Source organism: Nocardia sp. NPDC058058 (assembly GCF_042885355.1).
Lineage (GTDB): Bacteria > Actinomycetota > Actinomycetes > Mycobacteriales > Mycobacteriaceae > Nocardia.
In genome coordinates this window covers 1,460,616-1,484,586 of sequence record NZ_JBHVSA010000004.1, presented here as the reverse complement: position 1 = coordinate 1,484,586, position 23,971 = coordinate 1,460,616, and the positions used below count along the sequence as shown (strand labels likewise).

At 65.0% G+C, this 23,971-nt stretch carries 24 protein-coding genes and 1 pseudogene; 10 read left to right on the top strand and 15 right to left on the bottom strand.

Going from position 1 to position 23,971, the window contains the following annotated elements; genetic code table 11:
* From ACFVUS_RS37830 to ACFVUS_RS37815, 4 genes are all read right to left on the bottom strand, one after another.
* A complete protein-coding gene (locus ACFVUS_RS37830) occupies positions 1 to 987 on the bottom strand; it encodes a GlxA family transcriptional regulator (RefSeq protein WP_387778075.1) in 987 nt (328 codons plus the stop codon).
* A 7-nt stretch (positions 988 to 994) separates the two neighbouring features.
* Positions 995 to 1,861 carry an alpha/beta fold hydrolase gene (locus tag ACFVUS_RS37825; RefSeq protein WP_387778073.1) on the bottom strand — a complete coding sequence of 289 codons (867 nt, stop codon included), beginning with the start codon at positions 1,859 to 1,861 and terminating at the stop codon, positions 995 to 997.
* Between the two features lie 159 nt (positions 1,862 to 2,020).
* Positions 2,021 to 2,500, bottom strand: coding sequence for a PIN domain-containing protein (locus ACFVUS_RS37820; RefSeq protein ID WP_387778071.1), 480 nt, complete (start codon positions 2,498 to 2,500; stop codon positions 2,021 to 2,023).
* A gap of 11 nt (positions 2,501 to 2,511) precedes the next feature.
* A complete protein-coding gene (locus ACFVUS_RS37815; protein WP_387778069.1) occupies positions 2,512 to 3,042 on the bottom strand; it encodes a helix-turn-helix domain-containing protein in 531 nt (176 codons plus the stop codon).
* 226 nt (positions 3,043 to 3,268) lie between these two features.
* Here ACFVUS_RS37815 and ACFVUS_RS37810 point away from each other — a divergent pair, with 226 nt between their 5' ends.
* The gene (locus tag ACFVUS_RS37810; protein WP_387778066.1) at positions 3,269 to 3,757 is read left to right on the top strand and encodes a T6SS immunity protein Tdi1 domain-containing protein; all 489 of its coding nucleotides are present in this window, start codon (positions 3,269 to 3,271) and stop codon (positions 3,755 to 3,757) included.
* A 54-nt stretch (positions 3,758 to 3,811) separates the two neighbouring features.
* Here ACFVUS_RS37810 and ACFVUS_RS37805 read toward each other — a convergent pair whose 3' ends face one another.
* The gene (locus tag ACFVUS_RS37805; protein ID WP_387778063.1) at positions 3,812 to 5,011 is read right to left on the bottom strand and encodes a lipid-transfer protein; all 1,200 of its coding nucleotides are present in this window, start codon (positions 5,009 to 5,011) and stop codon (positions 3,812 to 3,814) included.
* A complete protein-coding gene (locus ACFVUS_RS37800; RefSeq protein WP_364640349.1) occupies positions 5,004 to 5,426 on the bottom strand; it encodes an OB-fold domain-containing protein in 423 nt (140 codons plus the stop codon). Before ACFVUS_RS37800 ends, ACFVUS_RS37805 begins: the two co-directional genes overlap by 8 nt.
* A 128-nt stretch (positions 5,427 to 5,554) precedes the next feature.
* Here ACFVUS_RS37800 and ACFVUS_RS37795 point away from each other — a divergent pair, with 128 nt between their 5' ends.
* The 7 genes from ACFVUS_RS37795 to ACFVUS_RS37765 all read left to right on the top strand — a co-directional run bounded on the left by ACFVUS_RS37795 (position 5,555) and on the right by ACFVUS_RS37765 (position 11,209).
* A complete protein-coding gene (locus ACFVUS_RS37795) occupies positions 5,555 to 6,202 on the top strand; it encodes a GTP-binding protein (RefSeq protein ID WP_387778060.1) in 648 nt (215 codons plus the stop codon).
* A 109-nt stretch (positions 6,203 to 6,311) separates the two neighbouring features.
* Complete coding sequence (locus ACFVUS_RS37790) at positions 6,312 to 6,761, top strand: DUF2871 domain-containing protein (RefSeq protein ID WP_387778057.1); 450 nt, start codon at positions 6,312 to 6,314, stop codon at positions 6,759 to 6,761.
* A gap of 21 nt (positions 6,762 to 6,782) precedes the next feature.
* Positions 6,783 to 7,718 carry an NADP-dependent oxidoreductase gene (locus tag ACFVUS_RS37785; RefSeq protein WP_387778054.1) on the top strand — a complete coding sequence of 312 codons (936 nt, stop codon included), beginning with the start codon at positions 6,783 to 6,785 and terminating at the stop codon, positions 7,716 to 7,718.
* Between the two features lie 123 nt (positions 7,719 to 7,841).
* Positions 7,842 to 8,456 (top strand): TetR/AcrR family transcriptional regulator, encoded by a 615-nt coding sequence (locus tag ACFVUS_RS37780; RefSeq protein ID WP_387778051.1) that lies wholly within the window; start codon positions 7,842 to 7,844, stop codon positions 8,454 to 8,456.
* 130 nt (positions 8,457 to 8,586) lie between these two features.
* Positions 8,587 to 9,465, top strand: coding sequence for a carbon-nitrogen hydrolase family protein (locus ACFVUS_RS37775; RefSeq protein ID WP_387778048.1), 879 nt, complete (start codon positions 8,587 to 8,589; stop codon positions 9,463 to 9,465).
* 162 nt (positions 9,466 to 9,627) lie between these two features.
* Positions 9,628 to 9,969 carry a YciI family protein gene (locus ACFVUS_RS37770; protein WP_387778045.1) on the top strand — a complete coding sequence of 114 codons (342 nt, stop codon included), beginning with the start codon at positions 9,628 to 9,630 and terminating at the stop codon, positions 9,967 to 9,969.
* Between the two features lies 1 nt (position 9,970).
* Complete coding sequence (locus ACFVUS_RS37765) at positions 9,971 to 11,209, top strand: RNA polymerase sigma factor (RefSeq protein WP_387778042.1); 1,239 nt, start codon at positions 9,971 to 9,973, stop codon at positions 11,207 to 11,209.
* Between the two features lie 6 nt (positions 11,210 to 11,215).
* Here ACFVUS_RS37765 and ACFVUS_RS37760 read toward each other — a convergent pair whose 3' ends face one another.
* From ACFVUS_RS37760 to tnpB, 8 genes are all read right to left on the bottom strand, one after another.
* Positions 11,216 to 12,424, bottom strand: coding sequence for an SfnB family sulfur acquisition oxidoreductase (locus tag ACFVUS_RS37760; protein ID WP_387778039.1), 1,209 nt, complete (start codon positions 12,422 to 12,424; stop codon positions 11,216 to 11,218).
* Between the two features lie 75 nt (positions 12,425 to 12,499).
* Positions 12,500 to 13,876: a styrene monooxygenase/indole monooxygenase family protein gene (locus ACFVUS_RS37755; RefSeq protein ID WP_387778036.1), complete on the bottom strand. Its 1,377-nt coding sequence runs from the start codon at positions 13,874 to 13,876 to the stop codon at positions 12,500 to 12,502.
* The gene (locus ACFVUS_RS37750; RefSeq protein ID WP_387778033.1) at positions 13,873 to 15,366 is read right to left on the bottom strand and encodes an LLM class flavin-dependent oxidoreductase; all 1,494 of its coding nucleotides are present in this window, start codon (positions 15,364 to 15,366) and stop codon (positions 13,873 to 13,875) included. Before ACFVUS_RS37750 ends, ACFVUS_RS37755 begins: the two co-directional genes overlap by 4 nt.
* Complete coding sequence (locus ACFVUS_RS37745; protein ID WP_387778030.1) at positions 15,363 to 16,580, bottom strand: acyl-CoA dehydrogenase family protein; 1,218 nt, start codon at positions 16,578 to 16,580, stop codon at positions 15,363 to 15,365. The genes ACFVUS_RS37750 and ACFVUS_RS37745 overlap by 4 nt, the downstream gene beginning before the upstream one ends.
* The gene (sfnG, locus tag ACFVUS_RS37740; RefSeq protein ID WP_387778027.1) at positions 16,577 to 17,719 is read right to left on the bottom strand and encodes a dimethylsulfone monooxygenase SfnG; all 1,143 of its coding nucleotides are present in this window, start codon (positions 17,717 to 17,719) and stop codon (positions 16,577 to 16,579) included. The genes ACFVUS_RS37745 and sfnG overlap by 4 nt, the downstream gene beginning before the upstream one ends.
* A 158-nt stretch (positions 17,720 to 17,877) precedes the next feature.
* Positions 17,878 to 18,789 carry a LysR family transcriptional regulator gene (locus ACFVUS_RS37735; RefSeq protein WP_387778024.1) on the bottom strand — a complete coding sequence of 304 codons (912 nt, stop codon included), beginning with the start codon at positions 18,787 to 18,789 and terminating at the stop codon, positions 17,878 to 17,880.
* A 120-nt stretch (positions 18,790 to 18,909) separates the two neighbouring features.
* Positions 18,910 to 19,374 carry a GNAT family N-acetyltransferase gene (locus tag ACFVUS_RS37730; protein WP_387778021.1) on the bottom strand — a complete coding sequence of 155 codons (465 nt, stop codon included), beginning with the start codon at positions 19,372 to 19,374 and terminating at the stop codon, positions 18,910 to 18,912.
* A gap of 302 nt (positions 19,375 to 19,676) precedes the next feature.
* The gene (gene tnpB / locus ACFVUS_RS37725; protein ID WP_387778593.1) at positions 19,677 to 21,068 is read right to left on the bottom strand and encodes an IS607 family element RNA-guided endonuclease TnpB; all 1,392 of its coding nucleotides are present in this window, start codon (positions 21,066 to 21,068) and stop codon (positions 19,677 to 19,679) included.
* Between the two features lie 156 nt (positions 21,069 to 21,224).
* Between tnpB and ACFVUS_RS37720 the strand changes: the two genes are divergently transcribed.
* Positions 21,225 to 21,653, top strand: coding sequence for a helix-turn-helix domain-containing protein (locus ACFVUS_RS37720; RefSeq protein ID WP_387778018.1), 429 nt, complete (start codon positions 21,225 to 21,227; stop codon positions 21,651 to 21,653).
* 121 nt (positions 21,654 to 21,774) lie between these two features.
* Positions 21,775 to 22,248 (top strand): annotated as a pseudogene (locus ACFVUS_RS37715) (DUF2637 domain-containing protein); the annotation flags it as partial.
* A 461-nt stretch (positions 22,249 to 22,709) separates the two neighbouring features.
* On the opposite strand, the gene ACFVUS_RS37710 reads toward ACFVUS_RS37715, so the two are convergent.
* On the bottom strand, positions 22,710 to 23,585 hold the full coding sequence (locus ACFVUS_RS37710; protein WP_387778015.1) for a hypothetical protein: 876 nt from the start codon (positions 23,583 to 23,585) through the stop codon (positions 22,710 to 22,712).
* Positions 23,586 to 23,971 lie beyond the last annotated feature (386 nt).

Below are 23,971 nucleotides of genomic sequence, written 5' to 3'. Positions count from 1 at the left end.
TCACGGGTGGTCTTCGACGGGCTTTTCGGCGAAGTGGCGGCGATAGCGCTCGGGCGTGGTGGACAGGCGGCGGGCGAAGACGCGATGCAGGGTCTCACCGTGCCGATAGCCCACCGCGCGCGCGATCGCGGTAATGGTGAGTTCGGTGGATTCCAGCAGGCGGCGGCCCGCCTCGATGCGCAGGTCCTCCACGAATGCCGCAGGGGTGCTGCCGGTTTCGAGTCGGAAGGCGCGCGCGAAGTGCCGCTCGCTCATACCCGCGCGCTCGGCCAGCACGGCCACCGACAGATCCGCGTCGAGATGATCGGGCAGCCACTGCTGCACCGCGCGAATCGCCGGGGTGCGCGCGGGCTGGGCGCGCAATTGCGCACTGAATTGCGCCTGGCCGCCGGATCGCCGGGTGAACACCACGAATGCCCGCGCGATCTCCTGCGCCAGCTCCCGCCCGTGATCATCCTCGACCAGTGCGAGCGCGAGATCGATTCCGGCGGAAACACCCGCCGAGGTCCACCGATTGCGATCGTGCACGAAGATCCGATCCGGCTCCACGGTCACCCGCGGATAGGTCCGCGCCAACCGCTCGGTCGTGCCCCAGTGCGTGGTGGCCCGATACCCGTCCAGCAGCCCCGCCGCCGCGAGCAGCAGCGCCCCCGAACACACCGAGGCCACCCGCCGGGATTTCCGTGCCAGCGCGGGTAATTCGCACACCACCTCGGCCGATACCGGCCCGGAAATCCAGCCGCCGACCACCACGAGCGTGTCGATCTCCGCCGCCGAGGCGGCCAGCTCGTGCAGCGAATGCTCGACCGCCAGGGTCAATCCCCCGGCCGCCTTGATCGCGCGCCCGCCCGGCGAGGCCGTGATCAACCGGTAGTCCTCACGTGCGGCGAGCGCGTTGACGAATACGAAAACATCCATCGGCCCGGCCAATTCGACCAGCTGCATGCCTTCGTAGACAACGAAGACAATGGTGCGCGGCTCGGGCATACCGTCATCATCGCAGCCGGGGCATCCGCGCCGCATATCGCTCCAGGAAGGGAATGACCACCGCGGCAACGCGATCGGGGAACTGCGCGTGCGGATAGTGACCGCCGTTCTCGACCATCACGACCCGCCCCACTCCCTCCGGCATGGCCGCCACAATCGCATCGGCCTCCGCCTCGGGATCCGCGAAATCCGGATCCGCCGCCCCCATGATCACCAATGCCGGACACCGCACCTCCCCCAGCCGAGCCTGCGCATCAGCCGGTGTCGTCGCCCCGGTCTTCGCGAACTCCGCCCACCGTTCAGGCCGCACCAGCACATTCCCGAGCTGCGCCAGATACGCGTCGAAGTCGGCGGGCTTGGTCGGATACGCGATATTCAGATACCGCCGCCACCACGACAGTGACTTCAAGATCGAGGTGAGCGCCAGCCGCACCATCCCCCGCCGATACCGCCGATCCGCGAAAAACGCTCCCGCATGGAAACTTTGGGCGAGTGTGAACGGATCGATCTCGACAATCCCGCACACCAGCTCCGGCGCCGACGCCGCCGCGATCGTCGCCGCCCCACCCGACAGCGAATGCCCCACAATCACCGCCGGACCCCCGAAATACCGAATCACCCCCACCAGATCCTCCGCCACATCTGTCCGACTGATAGCCGCCTCCCCCGTAACCGAAGGCCACCCGACACTCGACTCCCCATGCCCCCGCATATCCACATTCACCACCCGAAACCCCGCCTCGGCCAACAACCCCACCAAATACCGAAAGTCCTGCCGCACAGTCCCCATCCCATGCGACAACACCACCAACGGCCCCTCCCCCACCACATCACAAGCCAACGTTCCATACTCGAGATCCACATACTCGGTCATCATCATTCCTTCCGCCACGGCCACCTCCGTGACCTGCTGAAAGTGAACGCCGAAACCCCGCCCACCCCGACCCCCAAGTCCGAATCAGTCAGTCACCCGTCCGTTTTCATCAGCCCCTGACCATTTGGCCATAGCACTCCCGCCGTGGTCGAACAGCCTTCAGCGAACGGCGCGAATCGTCTTGATCGCACGCAGAGCCGCATCAGGCGAAACCGAGACCGTATCCGCGGCGAACTCGGCCGGTCGCAGAATCTGAATCTGTTCCGGCACTGCGGATCTGGAAAAATGACGTACGTTGTCGGTCACGATCGCACCGGCGTTACCCACAACCGCTGCGGCGAGCACATGCTCGTCGTATGGATCAGGAAGGCCGAATGTGCCCTCGTAGGGTTCCCAATTCTCCACGAGGGCGTCATCGAATGCGGACTTGACAGTCGCGATCAAACGACGCGTACGCACCTCGGCAATCCTCGGATCTTCCCCTCGATCAACAAGTTTGGCCGTCTCGCAGTGTTCCAACTCGGCAAGGATCGGTTCCGACCACAGCGGCCGGTACAAGCCCTCCACAGCGAGGGACAGGAGGAAGTCGCGTTGCAGACTCGGCCAGAGCACGCAGGTATCCAGCACCACGGCAAACACCTATGGCCACCTCAGCCCTTGGCCTTTCGCCGTTCCGCGACTAGGCGTCGGGCCTCATCGAGCCGCTGCCGGATCTGCGCGGGATCCTCGTCTCCGGTGATGTCAACCGCAGTAGCCGCCAACGCGTCGTACTGGCGCTGGCGACGCGCCTCCCGGTAGTCGAGCACATCATCGAGCTTCAAGCGATGACGTGTCCCGATCCGTTCGGCCGGCAACTCGTTCTTCTCGATGAGCCGCTTGACGGTCGGGCGACTGACGCCGAGGAGATCGGCGGCCTGCTGTGAGGTCAGCGTCATATTCCGCGGTGCGACCGTGACCGCCTTACCAGCCAGCAGCGCCGCGACTACTTGTTTGAGCGCCTGATGCACCTCACGCGGCAACTCGATCCGGTCGTGTTCGACTGCACCGACCAACGCATAGCTGGGCTTTGCATCGGTACCCCACCGCCGCTCATGCGCCTCGAGGAAGCTCAAGATAGGCGCCAACTGCTGGGCATCGGCCCCCGGAATGAATGTCCTCTCCTCCAAAGCCTGCGAACCCATGCCGCACCTCCAAGCGCCAACCGACCCATTCGAACGTTTCAAAACCATGTTCGAATCTTTCGATTATCGTCCCACGCCGTCAGCCAATTGTCGAGTACCACCTGGTCACACCATGTAGACAGTCACGAACCACCCCATCCTCGGCGAGACGAACGGTTGTTTATCGGCGACGAGCTTGCCGGTCGTCGCCAGGCGATCGGATCGCCAAATCTGTTGGGGCGCATGTTTGGATGGTGGGGTGAGTGATGAGTGTTTTCGGGTGATCGAGCCGGTTGCGATGGTGGAGGTCATGCCGCGGTGGGCGTTGCGGTTTCCGCAGTTCGACACTGTGGTGGGGTATTCGGATTTGGGGCAGGTGTTTTTGGCGAAGCGGAGTAGCGGGGAGTACGGGGTGCTTTATCCGTATCGGGATGCCGCCAAGAACTATGGGGTGTTCGGGAGTACCGGGGAATTCTTCGACAGCATTGTGCGGGATGAGTACTTCACGAAGGTGATCATGTTGGCCGAGCATGCGGCGGCGATCCGGGAGCGGCTCGGGGAGCTCGGGCCGGGGCAGGTGTATTTCCCTGTGCCATACCCGTTTCTCGGCGGCACCGAGGATGTGCACACCTATGAGAGCGGCGATGTGTGGGTGTTCCTGGATATCGTCGGGCAGTTCATGACTCAGGAGGCCGCACCGGCCAGACGACGGTGGCCTTGGTCTCGGCGTAAATGAGCGGTGCCCGAAAACCCAGGTGTGGCCTGGGTTTTCGGGCAGCGGGACCCGGTGTCAGCGGGTGGCGATGATCGCGGAGCCGTGGCCGAAGAGGCCCTGGTTGACCGCGATGCCCGCGCGGGGGTTCTCTACCTGACGGCCGTCGGCTTGGCCGCGGAGCTGCCAGGTGAGTTCGCAGATCTGAGCGATGGCCTGGGCGGGGATGGCCTCACCGAAGCAGGCCAGGCCGCCGCTGGGGTTGACGGGGACGCGGCCGCCGAGTGTTGTTGCGCCGCTGCGCAATAGCTCTTCGGCCTCACCCGGCTTGCAGAGCCCGATGTCCTCGTACCAGTCCAATTCGAGGGCGGTGGACAGGTCGTAGACCTCGGCGAAGGACAGGTCCTCGGGCCCGATGCCCGCCTCTTCGTAGGCCGCGGCGGCGATGGCGGAGCGGAAGGTGTTGCCCGAAGGCTCCACCGCCACAGCGGAATCGGTCGCGAAATCCGGCAGGTCCAGCACGGTTTTCGGGAACGTGGGGGTGACCGTGGACAGCGCGCTGATCCGAACCGGATCGGCGATGCCGTGGCGGCGGGCGTAATCCATGGACGTCAGCACCAGGGCCGCGCCGCCGTCACTGGTGGCGCAGATATCCAAGAGCCGCAATGGATCCGAGACGATGGCCGAGGCGGCGATCTCCTCCGCGGTGACTTCCTTGCGGTAGCGCGCGTTGGGGTTGTTCAGACCGTGCTTGGCGTTCTTGACCTTGACCGCGGCGAAATCGTCGAGCGTCGCACCGTGCAATGCCATGCGGCGACGGGCGTACAGCGCGAAGTAGATCGGATTCGTCGCACCCAGCAGATGGAAGCGCAGCCAATCCGGATCATCGCGGCGCTCCCCGCCGACCGGCTGGAAGAACCCCTTCGGCGTGGTGTCCGCGCCGACCACCAGCGCCACATCGGTCAGCCCGGCCAGAATCTGCGCACGCGCGTTGGCGATCGCCTGCGCACCCGAGGCACAGGCGGCGTAACTGCTGGAGATGCGCGCACCCGACCAGCCCAGCGCCTGCGCGAACGTCGCGCCCGCGACGAACCCGGGATACCCGTTGCGAATGGTGTCCGCACCCGCGATGTAGCCGACATCGAGATGGTTCACCCCCGCGTCCGCCAAAGCCGCACGCGCCGCGACCAACCCGTATTCGACGAAGTTGCGTCCCCATTTGCCCCACTGGTGCATACCCGCACCGAGGACGGCGATATCGCGATCGTTGTCAGTCATTGACCGGCCTCCACATCCACACCGTGTGCTCCGCTTCCTCGTCCTCGTACAGCACGCCGACGGTCAACTCGACCGGCATGCCGACGGCGAGATCGTCCACGCTGAGCCCGCGCACCACCTGCCCGAGAATCACCAGCTTCTCGACCTCGAGCTCCACCGCCGCGACCACGTACGGTTCGAACGGATCGGCGGAGACATAGGGCGGCGGTGGCTTGTACCGGGCGTCCGCGTACGACCAGATGCGGCCGCGGGTGGAGAACAGGTATTCGGCGAGCTCGGAGCCGTCATGCGGTCCGGTGCACTGCGGATTGCGGCAGGCCAGGGTGTTCTTCGGGAAGTACGGTGTGCCGCAGTCATTGCAGCGTGTTCCCACGAGCCGCGTCACACCGTCATCCGTGGTGAACCAGTCGGCCACGGCGGGGCGTTGTTCTTTCTGCACAATCCCGACCGTATAGGAACACGTTCTACTTTGGGGCCGGAATCCGCTCCGGCCGCGCCCGCCCGGAGGTACGGTGGACGCGGATTGAGGAGTATCACACCGCGATGGGCACCAAAGCTATTGACCCGCAGTCGATCCGCAATGTCACGATCATCGGCGACCCGAATGAGACGGCATGCGTGGCACACCGCCTGCACCGCGATTCCGGCGATCGGGGCGCCATCCGCTGGCCCGCGGACCAGGCCGAGTACACGATCCGCATCGCGGAACTGTCCAGCCGCACCCCCAACGCCGATCTGGAACGCTCGATCCGGGTGGCCGACGGCCTGATCGCGGTCGTCAACGCCACGACCCGCCGTGATCCGCGCCTGGAAACCGTGCTGCGCATCGCCGATGACCATCAGGTCGCCAGACTGTGCCTGATCAACGGACTCGATCAGCCCGGCGCGGATTTCGACCGCTGGGTGCACACCATCGCCGACATCCACGGCGCGACACCGCTGGCGCTGCACGTCCCGCTCGGCGTCGGCGCGGAGTTCCAGGACATCATCGACCTGTTCCCGATGTGGGCCGATTCCACCGAGATCCCCGCCGAACAACTGCATCGGCGCATCCGCCGCCGCACCCGCATCGGCGATGTGGTGCCCATCCTGTGCGACGCCCCGGGCAATGCCCCGCTGCTGGACGCCATCGTCCGATATCTGCCGTCACCCCTGGATGTCTGCCAGCCCGAGCACGCCCTGGACTACTGAATCGTTCAGCGCGCCTAAACCGCTGTTGCGCAACGGGTCATTGTTCCGGTATCGCCCGTCCCGAATCCTTGGAAACGCGGTTTTCAAGTGAGATGAGGAACGAGCCCCCGTGCAGAAGATCTATTACGCGGCACACACATACATGATCGTCGGTGTCATCAGCGGCCTGGTCTACCGCGAAATCACCAAATGGCAGGACTTCACCGGCGACACTCAGCTCGCCGTGGTGCACACCCATCTGCTGGCCCTGGGCATGCTGTTCCACCTCATCGTGCTGGCGCTGGAGAAGGCGTTCGGCCCGAGCGACGGAAAACTGTTCGACTGGTTCTTCCGGATCTACAACGCCGGTCTCGTACTGACGGTCACGATGATGACCATCCACGGCACGCAAACCGTCTTCGGCGCGCAGACGAGCGCCGCGATCTCCGGCCTGGCGGGCATCGGGCACATCCTGCTGACCATCGGCCTGATCCTGTTCTTCGTCAACCTCGGCAAACAGGTCTCCGGTACGACCGCACGCCCCGGCACCGCACCGCACCTGCACGATCAGCCCGCCTGATCTCGAAGGAGAGACTCGAAAATGCTTGCCATCACCCAGGATTCGTTCGGCGGACCCGAGGTATTGAAGCTCGCCGAGGTGTCCCGCCCCGAGCCCGGACCGGCCGAGGTGCTCATCAGAGTGCATGCGATCGGCGTCAATCCGACCGACTCCTGGCATCGGGCCAGCGGCGGGCTCGCGGGCGGTGAGACGCCGATTCGCCTGGGCTGGGACGTATCCGGGGTGATCGAGGCCATCGGCCCCGGCGTCACCATCTTCCAGCCCGGTGACGAGGTATTCGGCCTGCCCCGGCATCCGAATCCGGCGGGCACCTATGCGCAGTACGTGACTTCCCCTGCGCGGCATGTGATCCGCAAGCCGTCGGGGCTGACCCATACCGAGGCCGCCGCACTGCCGTTGGCCGCGCTCACCGCGTGGCAAGCGCTGGTGGACACCGCCGACCTACGGCCCGGCCAGCGCGTGCTGATCCACGCCGCGGCGGGCGGCGTCGGTCACCTGGCGGTCCAAATCGCCAAGGCGCGTGGCGCATACGTGATCGGCACGGCCCGCTCGGCCAAACACGATCTCGTGCTCGGACTCGGCGCGGACGAGGTAATCGACTACACCGCGGTCGATTTCACCACCGTCGCCCGCGATATCGATGTCGTGCTGGATACCATCGGCGGCGAATACGGCCCGCGTTCGCTCACCACCCTGCGACCGGGCGGCATCCTGGTCTCGCTGGCCTCTCCCGCCGAGGCGTACCTGGCCGAACAGGCGCGCCCGCTCGGCCTGCGCGCCGCGTTCATGATCGTCGAGGCCGACCGGGCGGGCCTGCGCGAAATCGCCGATCTCGTCGAAAACGGTTCGCTGCGACCGCATATCGATACGGTGCTACCGCTCGAGTGGGCCGCCGAAGCGCACGCGCTCGGCAATACCGGCCGCACCTCCGGGAAGATCGTGCTCACCGTCGACTGACCGTCCGGCGACCACATCGACGGAAGCGGTCCACCGGCGCACACATACCGGGCGATCACATCGGATCGCCCGTGCAGCGTGCCGATACCGCCGGACCGGCACCGCGCTGGCTATCATCGCCGCATGTCGCCGCGACCGCAGAGCCATCGCGCCGCGGGCGCCGCACGACGCGCACTGCTGCTGGACGCCGCCATCGAGGTGATCGCCGAGGGCGGAGTCAAGGCCGCGACCCATCGGGCCATCGCGGCGCGCGCGGGCGTACCGCTCTCCTCGACGAGTTATTTCTTCACCTCGATCGACGAATTGATCGCGGCCGCAATGGATGTGGCGGCGACCCGCTTGATCGGCAATATTCGGCGGCTGGCAGTGGAGCCGGTACCGCGGGAATCCGCGCCGCAGGTGATCGACCGCTATCTCGACCTGTTGATCGGCGCTGCCGCGCAGACGGGAGCGACCGGCGCGGAGAAGCTCTCCCAGTTGACGCTGTATTTGCAGTGCCGCCACGATCCGGCGCTGCGCCCGATCGCGCAACGGTTGATCACCACCTACGAAGAAGTAACCGAGTCATTGCTCGAGAGTCTCGGAGTGCCCGATGCGCATTTCCGAGCGCGCGTGATCATGGCGTTCATCGACGGTGCGGCATTGCAGAATGCGGCGTGGCCGCGCGGTATCGAGGATCTCGACTTCTTCCGCCGGGCGATCAAAGCGCTCATCAACAGCACCCCTGAACAGGACTGATACCGCCCTTCCCCAGGTCGGACCGGTGTGACCATCGCGACTCACGAACATCGGACATTTGTCCGATGTCTTGGTAAAGTTGCTGATGAATCGCTACGAGAAGAAGGAACCTCAACGGAAAGGCATTCTCATGAAGATCGCGATCATCCAGCACCTGCCCGAGCTCGACTACCCCATCAAGGAACGCCTCGAGCGCGCCTGCGCCCGGATCGAAGCCCTGGCCGACCGGAACATCGACCTGATCATGCTGCCGGAGGAATGGCTCGACGGCGCTTTCATGGACGACATCCAATTCGCCGAACAGCACACCCTCGACGGCTGGGCCTTCACCCGCATCGGCGAATCCGTCCGTCGCGTCGGCGCCTACGTCCACGCCGGCACTTTCCAGGTGAAGAACGAAGACGGCGGACTCCCCTTCAACACCGCGATCTTCTTCGCCCCCAACGGTGAAATCCTCACCCGCTACGACAAGATTCACCTACACGGCAAGTCCTACGCCTTCGTCTCCCCCGAGGACAAGGCGCGCTACCTCGGCGGCGCCAGCGAAGTCCACAAGGCCGAACCCCAAACCAACGGAAGCAAACTCGTCGTCCAGACGGTGACCCTCCCACACAGCGGCCGCGACGTCACCTTCGGTTTCAACACCTGCGCCGACATCACCTACGGCGAACAACAGCGCGCCCTGGTCGAAATGGGCGCAGACGTCCTACTCCTATCGGCCGCCTGGCCCACCGAATACGCCCACGCCTGGGAACTACTGCCGGCCACCCGCGCCCTGGAGAACTCCGCCTTCGTCCTGGCCGCCAACAACCGCGGCCAACAGGAAGCCCTGGAGCTCTACGGCAACAGCATGGTCATCGACCCTCTCGGCAAGGTCATCGCCCGCGCCGGCAAAACCGACGAGATACTCCTCGCCGAAATCGACCTCGACCAGGTCAAGGCCGCCAATATCATCAGCGGTTTCAAGAAGGACCGCGAGGTGGCCGAAAGCTACGCGGGCAAGATCTGACTTTCCCGTCACCTGCCTGTCGAAAACCGCGATGTCCATTCGTATAGGGGATGAACCCCGGCACGGTGCCGGGCTCACGGAAGGAGCGCATATGAATGGCATTGTTGCGGTAGTCGGCGTGACCCCGGACGGGGTTGTGCGACCCGGGACGGAGGAGCTGCGATGAAACAGTATCTGCTCGGCATCTATCAGCCCGATGACACCGATCCACCGGACAATCTCGACGAGATCATGCGTGACCTCGAGGCGCTCAACGACGAGATGCGGAACGCCGGGGCCTGGGTGTTCGCGGCCGGGCTGCATGCGGCGAGCACCGCTACCGTATTGCGGGCCAACGGTTCCGAGGTGCTGGTCACCGACGGCCCGTATGCCGAGGGTAAGGAGCATATCGGCGGGTTCACCATTATCCGGGCCGCCGATCTCGATGAGGCGCTGGCCTGGGGACGGCGGCTGGCCCGCGTGGTGACGCTGCCGATCGAGGTGCGTCCACTCCAGGACGGCTGAAATGAGTACCGCCGCAGTCGATATCGCGACCATCGAGACGGTGTTCACCGAACACTACGGTCGCGCGGTGGCCAGCCTGATCCGCGTCTTCGGCGATGTCGATATCGCCGAAGACGCGGTGCAGGACGCGTTCACCACCGCCGTATCGCGTTGGCCCGTCGAGGGATTGCCGCCGAGCCCACCCGGCTGGATCATCACCACCGCCCGCAATCGAGCGGTCGACAGACTGCGGCGGGACGCCGCCGGACACGATAAATACGCACAGGCCGCACTCCTGCACGAACACGACGAACCGATCGAGACCGATACCGTGTACGACGACCGCCTGCGCCTCATCTTCACCTGCTGCCATCCCGCATTGGCCCCCGCCACCCAGGTGGCACTCACCCTCCGACTCCTGGGCGGCCTGACCACAGCCGAACTGGCACACGCCTTCCTGATCCCGGAATCTACTATGGCGCAACGCATCACGCGCGCCAAGGGCAAAATCCGCGATGCCCGTATTCCCTACCGAGTCCCGGCGCCCGGCGAACTCCCCGCCCGCCTGAATTCGGTCCTGGCCGTCCTCTACCTGATCTTCACCGAAGGTCACACCGCCACCTCCGGCATCGACCTGACCCGCCCCGACCTCTGCGCCGAAGCCATCCGCCTCGCTCGCGTACTCGCCGACATCATGCCCGGCGAACCGGAAGTCCGGGGCCTGCTCGCCCTCATGCTCCTCACCGATTCCCGCCGCAATGCCCGCATCACCCCCGACGGTTCGCTGGTCCCGCTGCCGAAACAGGACCGCTCCCAATGGAATCGGGCACAGCTCGACGAGGGACAGGCGCTGGTCCGAAAATGCCTGCGCCACAACGACCCCGGGCCCTACCAACTACAGGCCGCGATCAACGCCGTACACGCAGACGCCCTCGACCCCGCCGACACCGACTGGGCCCAAATCCTGCGTCTCTACGACCATCTCTCCGCCCTCTCCCCCAGCCCCATAGTCGCCCTCAACCGGGCCGTGGCACTGGCCGAGGTACACGGACCACATGCGGCGCTCGATGTCCTCGACGAACTGAATCTCCAGCAGCACTATCTCTTTCACGCCATCCGCGCCGACCTACTCCGCAGACTCGGCGACAACACCGAAGCCGCATACGCCTACGACGCGGCGATAGACCGCACTCGCAATGACGCCGAACGCGCCTTCCTGATCAGCCGGCGCGATGCGCTCGCCGCGCCACCCGGTGCGTGAGATCGGTCAGAGCACACCGTGCCGGGGCGGTGGCGTGCCATTGAGGATGTAGCGCCCGATGTGCTGGATCTTCCACCGCACCGGATCGTGCAGGGTGTGGGTGCGGGCATTGCGCCAATGCCGGTGCAGGTTCAGCGAATCCAGGGCCGAGCGGGTGCCCGCCACCTCGAACAGGGCGTTGGTGACATCCAGGGCGGCGCGATCGGCGGCGGATTTCGCGGTGGCCACGGCGATGGACGCGGCGGCGGCGCTGTCCTCGTCGAGGGCGGCGGCCGCCGCGTCGATGGTGTGGCCCGCGACCGCGAGCAGGGCCTCGGCGGCGCGTACCGAGACCTCCAGTTCGCCGAAGCGCTGCACCGTCAGCGGATCCTCGTGGGCGTGCGCCACACCGGCTTCGAACCACGGGCGGCTGCGGGTGCGGACGAAATCGACGGCCTCGGTGAGCGCCGCGCGGGCGATACCGGCGTCGATCGCCGTATGCAGCACCTGGGCGCGAGCGCCGTACAGTTGCGGACCGGTGAAGGTGAGATGGTGCGGGACAACATGATCCGCGGGTACGCGGACGCCATCCAGTTTCACGGTGCCGCTCGCTGTGGTGCGCTGGCCCATACCGTCCCAGTCGTCGACGACGGTGACACCGGGGGCATCGGCCGGCACGAAGGCCACTTCGATCCGGTCGTCATCGTTCTTGGCCAGCACCGGAATCCAGTGTGCGAAAAGGGCTCCGGTCGAATAGGACTTCACACCATCCAGCACGTATCCGCCATCGGGATGCGCGCGCAGGCGAGTGCGGTAGTCCTGTACGTGTTTGGTGCCGATCTCCGATTGCGCGTTGCCGAATCGCCTACCCGCCAGCACTTCCGCGAAGAGCCGCCGCCGCAGCGATTCGGTTCCGTTCTGCCGCAGCGCGTTCACGTACACGAAGTGGCTGTGCGGAATCTGCGCGATATTGGGATCACCGGCCGCGAGCAGCCGGAATACCTCCGTCACAACCGAAGTCGGCAGATCCGCGCCGCCGTATTCACGCGGCACCGTGATGCCGAGCAGACCGCTCCCCGACAGCTCGTCCAATTCCACCGACGGCAGTTGCCGGTGGGCGTCCCGCTCGCTCGCACCGGCGGCGAAGTGAGCGGATAGTCGTGCCGCGACCGCCAACGCCTCGGTGGCGTCGGCGATCACGGGCACGGTCACGGGTCGATCGGCAATCTCGGTCATCGCACCCACCGGGCGGTTTCGGTCATTGCTGGTCCTTCCGACGTGGTGGGTCGCGATCCGAGGGGGTTCCGGCCGCTACGCGGTGGCGAGACTGCTTGTGAAAGTTGAACGATCGAAACGTCCGGCCGGTTCGAAGCGGGCCAGCAGCGCGTCCGCGTTCTCCCCGGTCACCTCGGTGATGAATCTGCCCGCGGCGTCGAGGGAATCGATGCCCAGGAAGGGCTGCGGGCGATGCAGCAGTCCGACCAGCGCCGAGGCGAAGCGCGGCTCCACCGCGGCCGCCGCGAACAGCGTGTTCCCGATCTCCGCGAGTTCGGGATCGCCCAGGAACAGCCGGGTCACCCGATTCGCCGCATCACCGCGTGCCGCGAGGAAGGAGCGGTACTGCCGCCCGATCCACTCCTCGTCGAACGGTCCGTCGTGCACGGCTGCCGCCGCGACCAGCCGCTGCGCCTGAATCAAACCGCTCTGCGCGCCCTGGCCCGCGATCGGATCGTAGGCGGCGGAGGTATCGCCGAGCGAGGCCACCGGATGACCACTCCCGGTATGCCCCACCCCGGCCCGAACCACCGGTCGCACAGCGCCTTTCAGCCATGAGTGCGGATCCTCGGCGATGACCTGCGTGGCCTGCACCTCGGGCAGATCCCAATCGATGTAGTCGCGGTACAGCTCCCGCACGATCCGCAGCGCGGAGTCCGCGGAATCCGCTGCGGCGAAACGCTTCTCCCACTCGCTGCCGGGTCGCGCCCAGCCCAGGAAGGCCCAGCTGGGACCGGCGTCCTTATGCAGGTACGGGCCCCACCAGCCCTCACCCTGATCGGCGAAGATGGAGAAGCCACTGCGCGCGCCGCCCGCGCGGCTGCGGTGCGCGAATACGCTGTCATCGTAATCGAGCCCCGTGACCGTGACGGTGAGCAGTGAGCGCTGCGGAGCGCTGTAGGGCGTGCGGGTCTCGTCCACCGGAAACAGCTCCGAAAGCCCGCCGCGACCGGTCGCGACCAGGGTGAGGTCCACTCCGGCGGCAATGCTGCCGAGCTTCTCCGGCGTCACCTGCTGCACGATGAACCGGCCGCCGCGCTCGGCGAAGGCGGTCAGCCGTTCATCGGCCTTGAGCCGGGTATCGACGGCCACACCGACATAGCCGTCGAAATGCCCGTCGAACGCGATGAGCTCCTCGCGCTCGGGTCCGGCGATCCGCACGGTCAGACCGGTGTGGCGGGGCGCGCGGGCGGTGTAGGTGTCCAGTCCGAGCGCGGATTCGGCCTGCTGTGTCTCGCCGAATTCCAGTGCGGTGCCGGTGGCGGGAACGTCATCGCGCAGCGCGCGCTGATCGCGGTCGCTGTAAAGAGTCACGTCGAAGCCGGCGTCGAGCAGGCCCAGTGCCGCGGTGACACCGGTCTGGCCGGCTCCGATCACGGCGGCCGAGCGGGTGGATTTGCGCTGAGAGGTCATGAGCGGATCTCGCTTCCGGTCAATACTGCGGCGGGGGTCGAATCGTGATCGAGCGGTGAATCAGGTACGGGGACATCGAATCCCGGACGGGACTCGCTATCGGGCAAGGCGGTCGACGCCGTACCGCCGAGGCGATAACTCGCACCCCGATGCTCCGGTGGCAGCCGATCCCCGGCCTCGAACAGGGCATTGCGCAGGGTGCCCGGGACGTACTCCTCGGCGTACGCTCCACGCGCGGTCAGCACCGGAACGACATGGCGCACAATGTCTTCGAAGCTGCCCGGGGTGATGGCATAGGCCAGGTTGAAGCCGTCCAGATCGGTATCGTCGACCCAGTCCTGGAGTTGATCGGCGACGGTCTCGCCGGAGCCCACGAAAACCGGTCCCATACCGCCGATTCCGGCCCAACGGCCGATATCGCGGACGGTCCACTCCCGGCCGTCATCGTCGAATTCCTGGAACGCCGCCACGGCGGATTGGATGGCATTGCTCTCCACCTGGCCGATGGGAGCGTCCAGGTCATAGGTGGACAGGTCGATGCCCATCCAGCCCGACATGAATACCAGGCCGCCCTCCACGCTGGCGTAGGACAGGTACTCCTGGTGTTTGCGGTGCGCGGCCTCGTCGGTATCCGCTGTGATGATGGTGGCCAGGGCGTAGATCCGGGCGGCGTTGCGGTCCCGACCGGCGGCTTCCAGTGCGTCACGAATACGGGAGACCGTCTGCGCCAGCACGCGTTTGGACGGCCCGGCCACGAAGATGGCCTCGGCGTTCTCGGCCGCGAAGCGCACACCGCGCGGTGACGCGCCCGCCTGATAGATCACCGGTGTCCGCTGCGGCGACGGTTCGGACAGATGGATGCCCGGGACGGTGTAGTGCTTACCGCGGTGCCCGATATGGTGCACCTTCGCCGGATCCACGTAGACGCCGCGCACGGCATCACGCACCACCGCATCGTCCTCCCAGGAGCCCTCCCACAGCTTGTAGAGCACCTCCAGGTATTCATCGGCCTGGTTGTAGCGCTCATCGTGATCGAGTTGATCGTCCGCGCCGAAATTCCTTGCGGCAGAAGGTAGATAGCCGGTCACGACATTCCAGCCGAGTCGCCCCCCGGTGAGGTGATCGAGGGTGGAGAGCCGACGCGCGAACGGATAGGGGTGTTCGAATCCGGTGCCGGTGGTGATGCCGAAGCCGAGGTGCTCGGTCACCGCCGCCATGGCCGAAACCAGCAGCAGCGGATCGGCGACCGGGATCTGCGCGCCCTGCCGCAGGGCCGCGATGTCATTGCCGCCGTACACGTCATAGGTGCCGAGCACATCGGCGATGAAGATCCCGTCGAATCGACCGCGCTCCAACAACTTCGCCAGCTCGGTCCAATACGCGAGTTCGGTGTAGCGGTGCGACTGATCCTCCGGATGCCGCCACAGGCCCGGGGATTGGTGCGCCACGCAGTTCATATCGAAGGCGTTGAAACGGATTCGGCGTGTCATGATCTCGCCTCCGACGTCCGCTCGCCCGCGCTCCACGCGAACGGTAGTTCCGCGCCATTGAGCAGGTGATCCCCGATCGCACGCGCCTTCTGAATCGCCGGATTGTGCACCGAGATGGTGCGGGCGTTGCGCCAGTGCCGGTCCAGCCGCAACTGTTCCGAAACCGCCGACGCCCCACCGACTTCGAACAGCAGCGTGGTCGCGGGCAGCACCAGGTCGATCACCGCGAGCTGCGCCCGAGCGGCAGCGAGTTCTGCCGCGACCACGAGATTTTCGTCCTGCGCGCCATCGTCCAGCACCGTATCGAGTGCATCGGCGACCGCGAGCACACTGGCCTCGGCGGCGAAGGCTGCTGCGGACAACCGGCCGATCACCTGCTGCACCAGCGGATCCCGACGGGGCAGGTCGGCGACCGAGTGGGTATAACCACGGGTGCGGGCCGCCACCCATTCCCGAGCGTCCCGCTCCGCGCGGCGGGCGATACCGGCCAGCACCGAAAGCTGAACCAACTGAAGGTAAGCCGTCGCATAGGTGGGTCCGGGCGCGCCGTATCCCGGTCCGAGCACGCGATCCTCGGTCACCAGCACATCGGTGAACTCCGTTGTGCCACTGGCGGTGAGCCGCTGCCCGAAGCCGTCCCAGTCGTCGGACTGCCGCACACCCTCGGCATTCGCCTGCACCAGCACGCCGACGCGCTCACCGTCCTGATCCGCCGCCGCCACAATGTAGTCCGCGTACAGCGAGCCGGTGCTGTAGAACTTCGTGCCGTTGAGCCGCCAGTGCGCGCCGTCGCGAGTCAGCCGCGTGCGATAGCGGTCGACCGCGCCGACGCCCGGTTCGGTGATCGCATTACCAACCAGCGTGCCCTGCGCGACCGACCGCAGCCACCGCTCACGCGCCGGGCTGGGCTCCGCCAACAATTGATCCTCGACGAAGGAGAAATGCACCCGAAGCGCCTGCGGCAGATTGGATTCCGCGGCCGCCAGCGCGATCAGCTGCCGGAACAGCTGGCGCACCGTGACGCCGTACCCGCCGAATTCGACCGGGACCCGCAGCGCGCCGAACTTCGCGGCCCGCAACAGGTTCACCTCCTCGAACAGCAGCCTGCGATCGGTTTCGCGTTGCACCGCGCCCTCGCCGATGCGAGCGAAGATCGGTTCGAAGATCGCGTCCAATTCGGCGTCCGTGGTGGACTTCGCCTCTACGGTGGTCATCGCGCCACCCCCACCGGCTCCGGAGTGCCCGCGAGCAATTCGGCTTCGAGTTCCCGCACGATCGGCAGCACCCGGCTACCGAAATACTCGACTTCCTCGTGATAGTGCAGGAATCCGAGCAGCAGCAGATTCACTCCGCGCTTCTTGTACTCGACGATCCGATGCGCGATCTGCTCGGGCGTGCCAATGAGCTTGGAGCGGAAACCGTCGTTGTACTGCACCAGATCCTCGAAGGACGAGTCGGCCCACATACCGCGCTTGTCACCGGCGGAATTGCCCGCCTGCTGCACCGCGCCCCGGAACCCCTCCACCGCTTCGGAATTGGCTTTGGCGACGATCTCGCGCAGGGTCTCCTTCGCCTCGGCTTCGGTATCGCGGGCGATCAGAAATCCATTGAGCCCGAACCTCACCGTGCGGCCGTGTTCGGCGGCCGAGGCGCGAACCTCGGTGATCTGCTCGGTAATGCCGTCGTAGTCCTTGCCATTGCTGAAATACCAGTCCGAGACCCGGCCCGCCATGGCTCGCGCCGCCGTCGAATTGCCGCCCTGGAAGATTTCCGGATGCGGGCGGCCCTCGGAGGTCAGCGGTTTGGGTTTGAGGTCGTAGCCGCGCAACCGGTAGAAGTCGCCCGCGAACTGGGCGGCATCCTCGGTCCAGCTCTTGCGCAGCACCTCGATGAATTCCTCTGAGCGCCGGTAGCGTTCGTCATGTTCGAGCCACGGTTCACCGAGCGCGGTGAACTCGCCCTTGAACCAGCCGCTCACCACATTCACCGCGGCGCGGCCGCCGGAGAGGTGATCGGCGGTGGCGATCAGCTTCGCCAATACCCCCGGCTGCCACAGTCCCGGATGCACGGCCGCGATCACCTTGAGCCGCTCTGTCGCCAACAGCAACGCCAGGCTGAAGCTCGTCGACTCATGTTGGTACGCAGCGCCATAACTCGCCATGTACCGCACCTGAGTCAACGCGTATTCGAACCCGTTGTTCTCGGCCAGCACCGCGAGTTTCCGGTTGTACTCATAACTCCAATCGGTGCGCTGCTCGATATCGCTGATAACAAGGCCGCCACTGACATTCGGCACCCAATAGGCGAATTTCAAAGGTTCTGCGAGGTTGTCGATTTCATGGTCCGCGGACATAGGGGTACTCCATCGAAAGTAGGTAGAGGGACTCAGCAAGCGCTGCGACAACAACTCTCGTCGATCATGACCACCAGCCTAGAATTCGCGAAAAGCACTGTCCAACAGGCATTTTCGATGTCCTGATAAGTTTTCCCTACCACCGTGCGCAGCGGTGCTCAGGCCGCTCGCACACCGAGCGCACCGGCCCGCCGGACCAGCACGTCATGCAGGGCGCGCGCCGCCTGCGGTGGCGCGGTGGATTTACGCCGTTGCGCGACCAGCAACACTTCGGTCGAACGACAACCCAGCGGACGCCAGGTAATTACGCCGCTCGCCTCCAGCGGATCATCCCGAATGCTGTAGTCCGGAAGTATGGTGGCCCCCAACCCATTTGCCACCATGATCTTCCCCATTTCCGCCCCATCGACGGAATAGGAGAACAGCGGCTGCCTCCCATCGAGCAGCCGATGCACGAACCGGTGCATCACATATCCGGACCGCATGACGATCAGCGGCTCCCCGAGCAGATCATCAACTCCCACAACGGATAACCGCGCCAGTCGACTATCGGCCCGCACGCACACCACCGGCCGCCCCCGCAACAACTCCGTACTGTGAAACTCCGGAGCCAGATCATCCCCCCGCAAATAATTCACCAGCCCGAGATCAAAACTCCCCTCCCGCAACGCCGTATGAATCTCCCCCTGCTGCGCATCCACCACCTCCACCTGCGTCTGCCCGTGCGTCTCCCGAAACTCCCGAATAGCAGGCAGCACCAGCGAAACCGTAGCCGCACTAACGGTCCCCACCCGCACCATCCGACTAACCCGATGCTGCTCATCCGCCGCCCGCCGCAACGAATCCACCGCCTCGACCACCTGCGCGATATAGGGCAGCAACTCCCGCCCCTCCGCACTGATCCGAGCCCCCGACCGCCGCCGATCCAACAGCTCCACCCCGAGCTCCCGCTCCAAGTTCCGCAGCGTCTCACTCAGCGCCGGCTGCGAAACATGCAACTCCTCAGCCACCCGCCGCAAAGACCCCAACCGGGTAACGGCCTGCACATACTCGAGCTGCTCGATCCGCATAGATCCCTCTCCATCAGCGATCCCGCACGCCCTCCCTTCCCCAAGGGTGCAGCGCCATCGCCCCCGACAAGAGGGTTGCAATCACGAAGAATCAATACGCCCGACCCGAACCGCGCGAACTCAGGGTTCGTACCGCATAAGCCAGTTACGCGGCCCGCCCTTCGGCAGCTCGAGCGTCGCAACCACTTCGAACCCGAATCGCCGGTAATACGGAACGTTCTCGGCTTTCGCCGTCTCCAAATGCGCCGGCAGCCCATCCGCCACGCACCGAGCCAACCCCGCCGCCATCAACGCCCGCCCATACCCCCGCCCCCGAACCTCCCGATCGGTCGCGATCGCCATCAAATGCCAATGATGTTCCGCGACATGCCCACCCGCCAGCTGCCGCGCCCCCTCCATCATCAGCGGCACCCGCGACCCGAAAATCCGCCGCCGCCGCACCCAGTCCGCCACCGTCCGCGGCGTCCGCACCCGAGTGGTATTCATCCAGAGCGCCGCACCCACAATCCGATCCCCATCCACAACGGCGAGATCGACCCCCTCACTCGTCCGCCCCGACTCCATAAAGGAATCCTCGAACGCCATCCGCAGCTCCTTCAACCGCGACCCCGCATGCGGATGCATCCACCGCGCATGCGGATCATCCTCGAACGCCTCCGCGAGCATTCGACACACACGCGACCTATCAGACGGCAACCCGCCACGAACCGTCTCGAACCCGGTACCGCCACCGTCAACCACAACCGCACCCATCAGTCCCACATCGCCCACATCCACTACGACATGCATGCCACCACGAATCGATTCCCCAGTCCAGGACGCTTACTCGAACCGTGCCTGACCTAGGGATGAGATGCATGAAGCGGGCACAGAGGGTTTCGAACCGTTCAGGATGAGTAGGCATCCTGAGCAGGCGAATTACTCCGCCCGCGTTGGCCCGGCTCGAGCGAGCTGGGTCTTCCCGTGGCGGTACCCGTTGCCCGCGAGGAGCGGGTCTTCCGTGGGTTTCCAGCGGGCAAGTTTTCCGTCCCGACGCAACTCGCCGAGGACGTTCGGGCTATCGCCGCCAGGTTGCGGGCGGCATTGAGGTCGCGATCGATGACGAGGCCGCATCGGTCACAACAGTATGTTCGATCGCGCAGGGAGAGTTTGGGTTTCACTGCCCCGCAGGTCGAACACATCTTGGAACTCGGGTACCAGCGGTCGGCGACGTGAACCTGTGCGCCATTCCAGTTCGCCTTGTACTCCAGCTGACGCCGGAATTCACCCCACCCGACATCGCCGATGGACCGCGCCAGCCGCCGATTAGCCAGCATCCCAATAACATTCAGATCCTCGATCGCGATCGTGCCGAAAGAAGTAGCCAGCCGGGTAGTCAGCTTGTGCAGCGCGTCGCGCCGAGCATTCGCAACTCGCGCATGCGCGCGAGCAAGTCGCTTCTGGGACTCGAGCCATCTTTTCGATGGCGCCGACTGTAACCGCTTATCCCTGCCACAGCGACGAGCCGCTTGTCGCTGCAATCGGCGAATACGACGCGTCGCGGCATCGAGATGCCGAGGGTTGGGCACAATCGTCCCGTCCGACAGCATGGCAAGCGACTGAATCCCGAGATCGACCCCAACCACCAGATCCGGCTGTGCCGGAACGGAATCGACACGCTCGACCTCGACCGAGAACGATACGAACCACCGCCCGGCCCGAAGCGATACCGTCGCAGCGCGGATGCGAGCGCTACCGAGCCTGAGATGCCGGGCAAGCTTGCGGGTTGACTCATGCGAGCGCACCAGCCCGATCCGTGGCAGCCGAACATGACGACAATCCGTCGCAAGCCCGATCGCCCCGGTTGTGAATCGACAAGACATGGCACTGCTCTTCGTCTTGTATCGAGGGAAGTCCATCGCAGGGCCCTCGCGTGTTCCAGCCCGAGAGTCGCTCCAATTCTTCAACGCGGCAGACAGATTCGCGAGCCCGGACGCGTACGACTCCTTGGAGTTCTCCGGCCACCAGGGTGCGACAACATCTTTGGCTTGATTCCACTCCTTACGCAGCGCGTATGCGGACCACGCCACCACCGGGGTGAGTTGATCCCCGGTGAATCCATAGGACATCTCGGCGGCACGTTGATCGATGTTCGCCTTGATGCGCCGCAGACCCCAGTTATAGGCGAACCGCTGTGCACCACAGTGCGACCGCAGCGCCTGATCCTGGACGGACGAGGGGTCGAGAGCAAACCGATAAGCCTGAATCACGACACCCACCCGAACCCCCATCAGATCCACCGACAAGAACTGGAATCGAATATCAGTTCGAACGATAGTTGGTCCGGGTCGGCAGGACACTCGAAACACAAAGAAAACCGGCAGGTACCTGTTGGCACCTGCCGGTTGGGAGTGGACCTAGCGGGACGTTATTCGAACCGCGCTGACCTGCGGGAATTGGAAGCCGCCCGAGCCAAGATCGAGGTCGCGAGCACACCAGCGGCCTCGCGGCGGCGCAAGCGGCCGTCGAGCAAGAAGGCGGCATCGCGTACCCCGCAGAAGGTTGAGCGCAGACTTTCGAAGAGCATGATCGAGGAGTTGATCCAGGGCTACCGCGACGGCTCGTCCACCGCGGAACTGGCCTCGCGCTACGGGGTGTCCAAAAGTGCTGTCCTCGCGCTTCTGACCAAACGCGGCACCTCGCGGCGCTACCAATCCATGACCGTAGCCGACGTCGCTCGGGCCGAACAGCTCTACCTCAACGGGCACTCGCTGACTGCCTGCAGCAAGCTCACCGGCTTCCCCGCCAGCAGTATCAACCGCGCCCTCAACAAACGCGGAACCTCTATGCGCCTCGCAGGCCGACCCAGCGTCACCGATCGCTAGGACCGACGGTTCGGCGTGTCGCCACGCCGAACCTCGATCGAATTTCACCGCCTCAGCAATCAGACGGCAATCAGATCCTTCGCCGTGAATCGATTCGTCCGGACGCACCCGAGGACACACCATGCGAGTAACCGCAGACGGCTCCGCCATCCCGTCCGACACCGAGTGGTCCACCGCATCGCACCAGGCGGTGGACACTGGGACCGACGCGTGCGCGCACACGTTCTCCTGGTGTGTACTCGCTACCGCCTCCACGGTCAGCATCACCGGCAACGCAACTCATGCTGTTCTACACGCCCAGGCCCTAGCGTTCGTGGCCGCAGCGGTCGCCATCGTGCCACCGATCGCGCTACTCGCCGCCGTACATGGAGTCACGATCCTGCTGCGTGCACACGGCCGAGCGCACCTTACCCAACTACTCGCCACACTGATGACCGTGCTGATCGCAGCCGGCGCATTCAAGCTGTCCTTCACCGCATTACGCGATCTCGCCGTCCTTGCCGCAGTACCCGGACGGGAAGCGTGGCTATGGCCACTCATCATCGAAGGATCGATGGCACAGGCGACCGTCGCACTGCTCGCTCTCGCACATTCAGGCACAACCCGTGCGTACACGACGGCCATACACGGCGATCTCACAAACCCGAATATCGCGTCCGAACGACGCGGCGGGGACCCCAACCGCTCCGAATCGAAAGTCGTTTGTGCACACGATATTTCCGACAACAGCGCCCCGCCGGGGATCGTGCGCACGCACCCCGAACGCGAGCCGTCGGCACTCCAATGGACCCAAGTCGCGACCGCACTCTGCGAACGCGACCCTGCCCATCGCCGTGACCCAATCGAAGTGGCCCCATCCTCACGCGCCACCACGACGACGGACGGACACCCACCCAGATATCCCGCGAGATCCAGCGCAGCAGATCCACGATCAGCAGGATCATCAGCGACGCCGCGCAACTGCACACCGCATCGACGCCGACAATATAAGGGACGCTCTGAAATCAACGTTCGGGTTGGCAAGCTCTTCGGCACACCAACGGTTGTCTCACGACCTCAATCATCAGGCTGGGGAAGGCGACCGAGCCAGTCGACAAGCTCCAAGGGCACCCGCGGGAGGAACGTGGTGAATACCTTGAGCTCACGGGAGATCATGATGGCACGCCTGACGGCTTTGTCTGTGTAGACAGCGTCGCAGTACGGCACCGCGACGGTGAGTGCGTCGATGTCGTGAATATCGTTGACCGTCCACACATGTGCAGGGTTACGGTGATAGGCCACCTTAAGTGAGATGGCTACCCGGGTCGAAGGCATTCCATCAGCGAGAGAACGAAATCGCTGCTGGTCGCCGTCGAGCATCTGTTCGATCGTGATGTTGTTGTGTGCTGTGGCCTGCGTGAGCAGATCCATCAGTTCAAGGGCGAGTTCGCGCGTTGCGATGACATCGCGCAGGCGTCCTTTACGCCACCGGGGCTCCTGGTCGAGTCGCCGTGCCTGCTGCTGTTCTTGGTCAGCACTGCCTTTCGCCGCTGCCCACGCCTTCTGCGGCGAGTACCCGTCTTGGATGAGCGCGGGCATGTCATGGTCGGCTGGTCCGGCCAGCATGGCACGCTCAAGCATCCGGTTTAGTAGCTCGGCTTTGGCGGCAAAGGCAGTCTGGCCGAGACTCTTCTCAAGTGCAGGCGTGGCATCGCTGCCGTCCTTATTCTGGAACAACAGTCCACCGCGCATGCCGAATGCTCGTCCGAAACCGGTCCCTATCAGTGGGATGCTCTCCCTGACTATCGGTTCGAGCCCGAAAAGTGATTCGAGCACGGCATCAACCTCCATGCGCGCTACGGCCGTGCGCCCGAGGAGATAGTGGAAGTCCGACAACTCCTCCATGATCTCGGTGACAGAACTGCGTTGCCGCGGGTCGCTGATGCCAGTCATTTCGAAACAGTGGGTTCCCGATAGTGGGAACAACGCCGTACCGTCTTGTCGGCTTCGCCGACATGCCTCTAGCAGGTCGTCGTATCCTACGGGCCCGGAACGCTGCGCCGCACGGGCGAGATTGATGAAATGGTTCAGGTCCAAATAGACCAGTGCCGGCGGACGCGGGGGCAGAGTGAGATGCGAGGGGAACACGACGCTGTGGTTCACCGGCGGTCTGGGTGGAGGGCTCGGTGAAGTTCTCGTGTTCATGATTACAAGTGTCGGCCGCGTCCACGACATGAGGGACATCGACCGCAATTCGGTAACCGAAGATTGACCGAGACGGTTCGTGCGACGTCGCGCTTGTTCAAGAGCCCGGGAACGGCGCTGCCCACAGCCAAGGT

Bases quoted from the DNA above. Each gene is read 5' to 3' on its own strand.
- ACFVUS_RS37785 (WP_387778054.1), top strand. From the start codon at position 6,783: ATGCTTGCCATCACCCAGGATTCGTTCGGCGGACCCGAGGTATTGAAG.
- ACFVUS_RS37765 (WP_387778042.1), top strand. From the start codon at position 9,971: ATGAGTACCGCCGCAGTCGATATCGCGACCATCGAGACGGTGTTCACC.
- ACFVUS_RS37770 (WP_387778045.1), top strand. From the start codon at position 9,628: ATGAAACAGTATCTGCTCGGCATCTATCAGCCCGATGACACCGATCCA.
- ACFVUS_RS37815 (WP_387778069.1), bottom strand. From the start codon at position 3,042: ATGGGTTCGCAGGCTTTGGAGGAGAGGACATTCATTCCGGGGGCCGAT.
- ACFVUS_RS37730 (WP_387778021.1), bottom strand. From the start codon at position 19,374: ATGGCGTTCGAGGATTCCTTTATGGAGTCGGGGCGGACGAGTGAGGGG.
- ACFVUS_RS37775 (WP_387778048.1), top strand. From the start codon at position 8,587: ATGAAGATCGCGATCATCCAGCACCTGCCCGAGCTCGACTACCCCATC.
- ACFVUS_RS37755 (WP_387778036.1), bottom strand. From the start codon at position 13,876: ATGACCTCTCAGCGCAAATCCACCCGCTCGGCCGCCGTGATCGGAGCC.
- ACFVUS_RS37745 (WP_387778030.1), bottom strand. From the start codon at position 16,580: ATGACCACCGTAGAGGCGAAGTCCACCACGGACGCCGAATTGGACGCG.
- ACFVUS_RS37750 (WP_387778033.1), bottom strand. From the start codon at position 15,366: ATGACACGCCGAATCCGTTTCAACGCCTTCGATATGAACTGCGTGGCG.
- ACFVUS_RS37780 (WP_387778051.1), top strand. From the start codon at position 7,842: ATGTCGCCGCGACCGCAGAGCCATCGCGCCGCGGGCGCCGCACGACGC.
- ACFVUS_RS37760 (WP_387778039.1), bottom strand. From the start codon at position 12,424: ATGACCGAGATTGCCGATCGACCCGTGACCGTGCCCGTGATCGCCGAC.
- ACFVUS_RS37825 (WP_387778073.1), bottom strand. From the start codon at position 1,861: ATGACCGAGTATGTGGATCTCGAGTATGGAACGTTGGCTTGTGATGTG.
- ACFVUS_RS37710 (WP_387778015.1), bottom strand. From the start codon at position 23,585: ATGACTGGCATCAGCGACCCGCGGCAACGCAGTTCTGTCACCGAGATC.
- ACFVUS_RS37735 (WP_387778024.1), bottom strand. From the start codon at position 18,789: ATGCGGATCGAGCAGCTCGAGTATGTGCAGGCCGTTACCCGGTTGGGG.
- ACFVUS_RS37830 (WP_387778075.1), bottom strand. From the start codon at position 987: ATGCCCGAGCCGCGCACCATTGTCTTCGTTGTCTACGAAGGCATGCAG.
- ACFVUS_RS37795 (WP_387778060.1), top strand. From the start codon at position 5,555: ATGGGCACCAAAGCTATTGACCCGCAGTCGATCCGCAATGTCACGATC.
- ACFVUS_RS37805 (WP_387778063.1), bottom strand. From the start codon at position 5,011: ATGACTGACAACGATCGCGATATCGCCGTCCTCGGTGCGGGTATGCAC.
- sfnG (WP_387778027.1), bottom strand. From the start codon at position 17,719: ATGTCCGCGGACCATGAAATCGACAACCTCGCAGAACCTTTGAAATTC.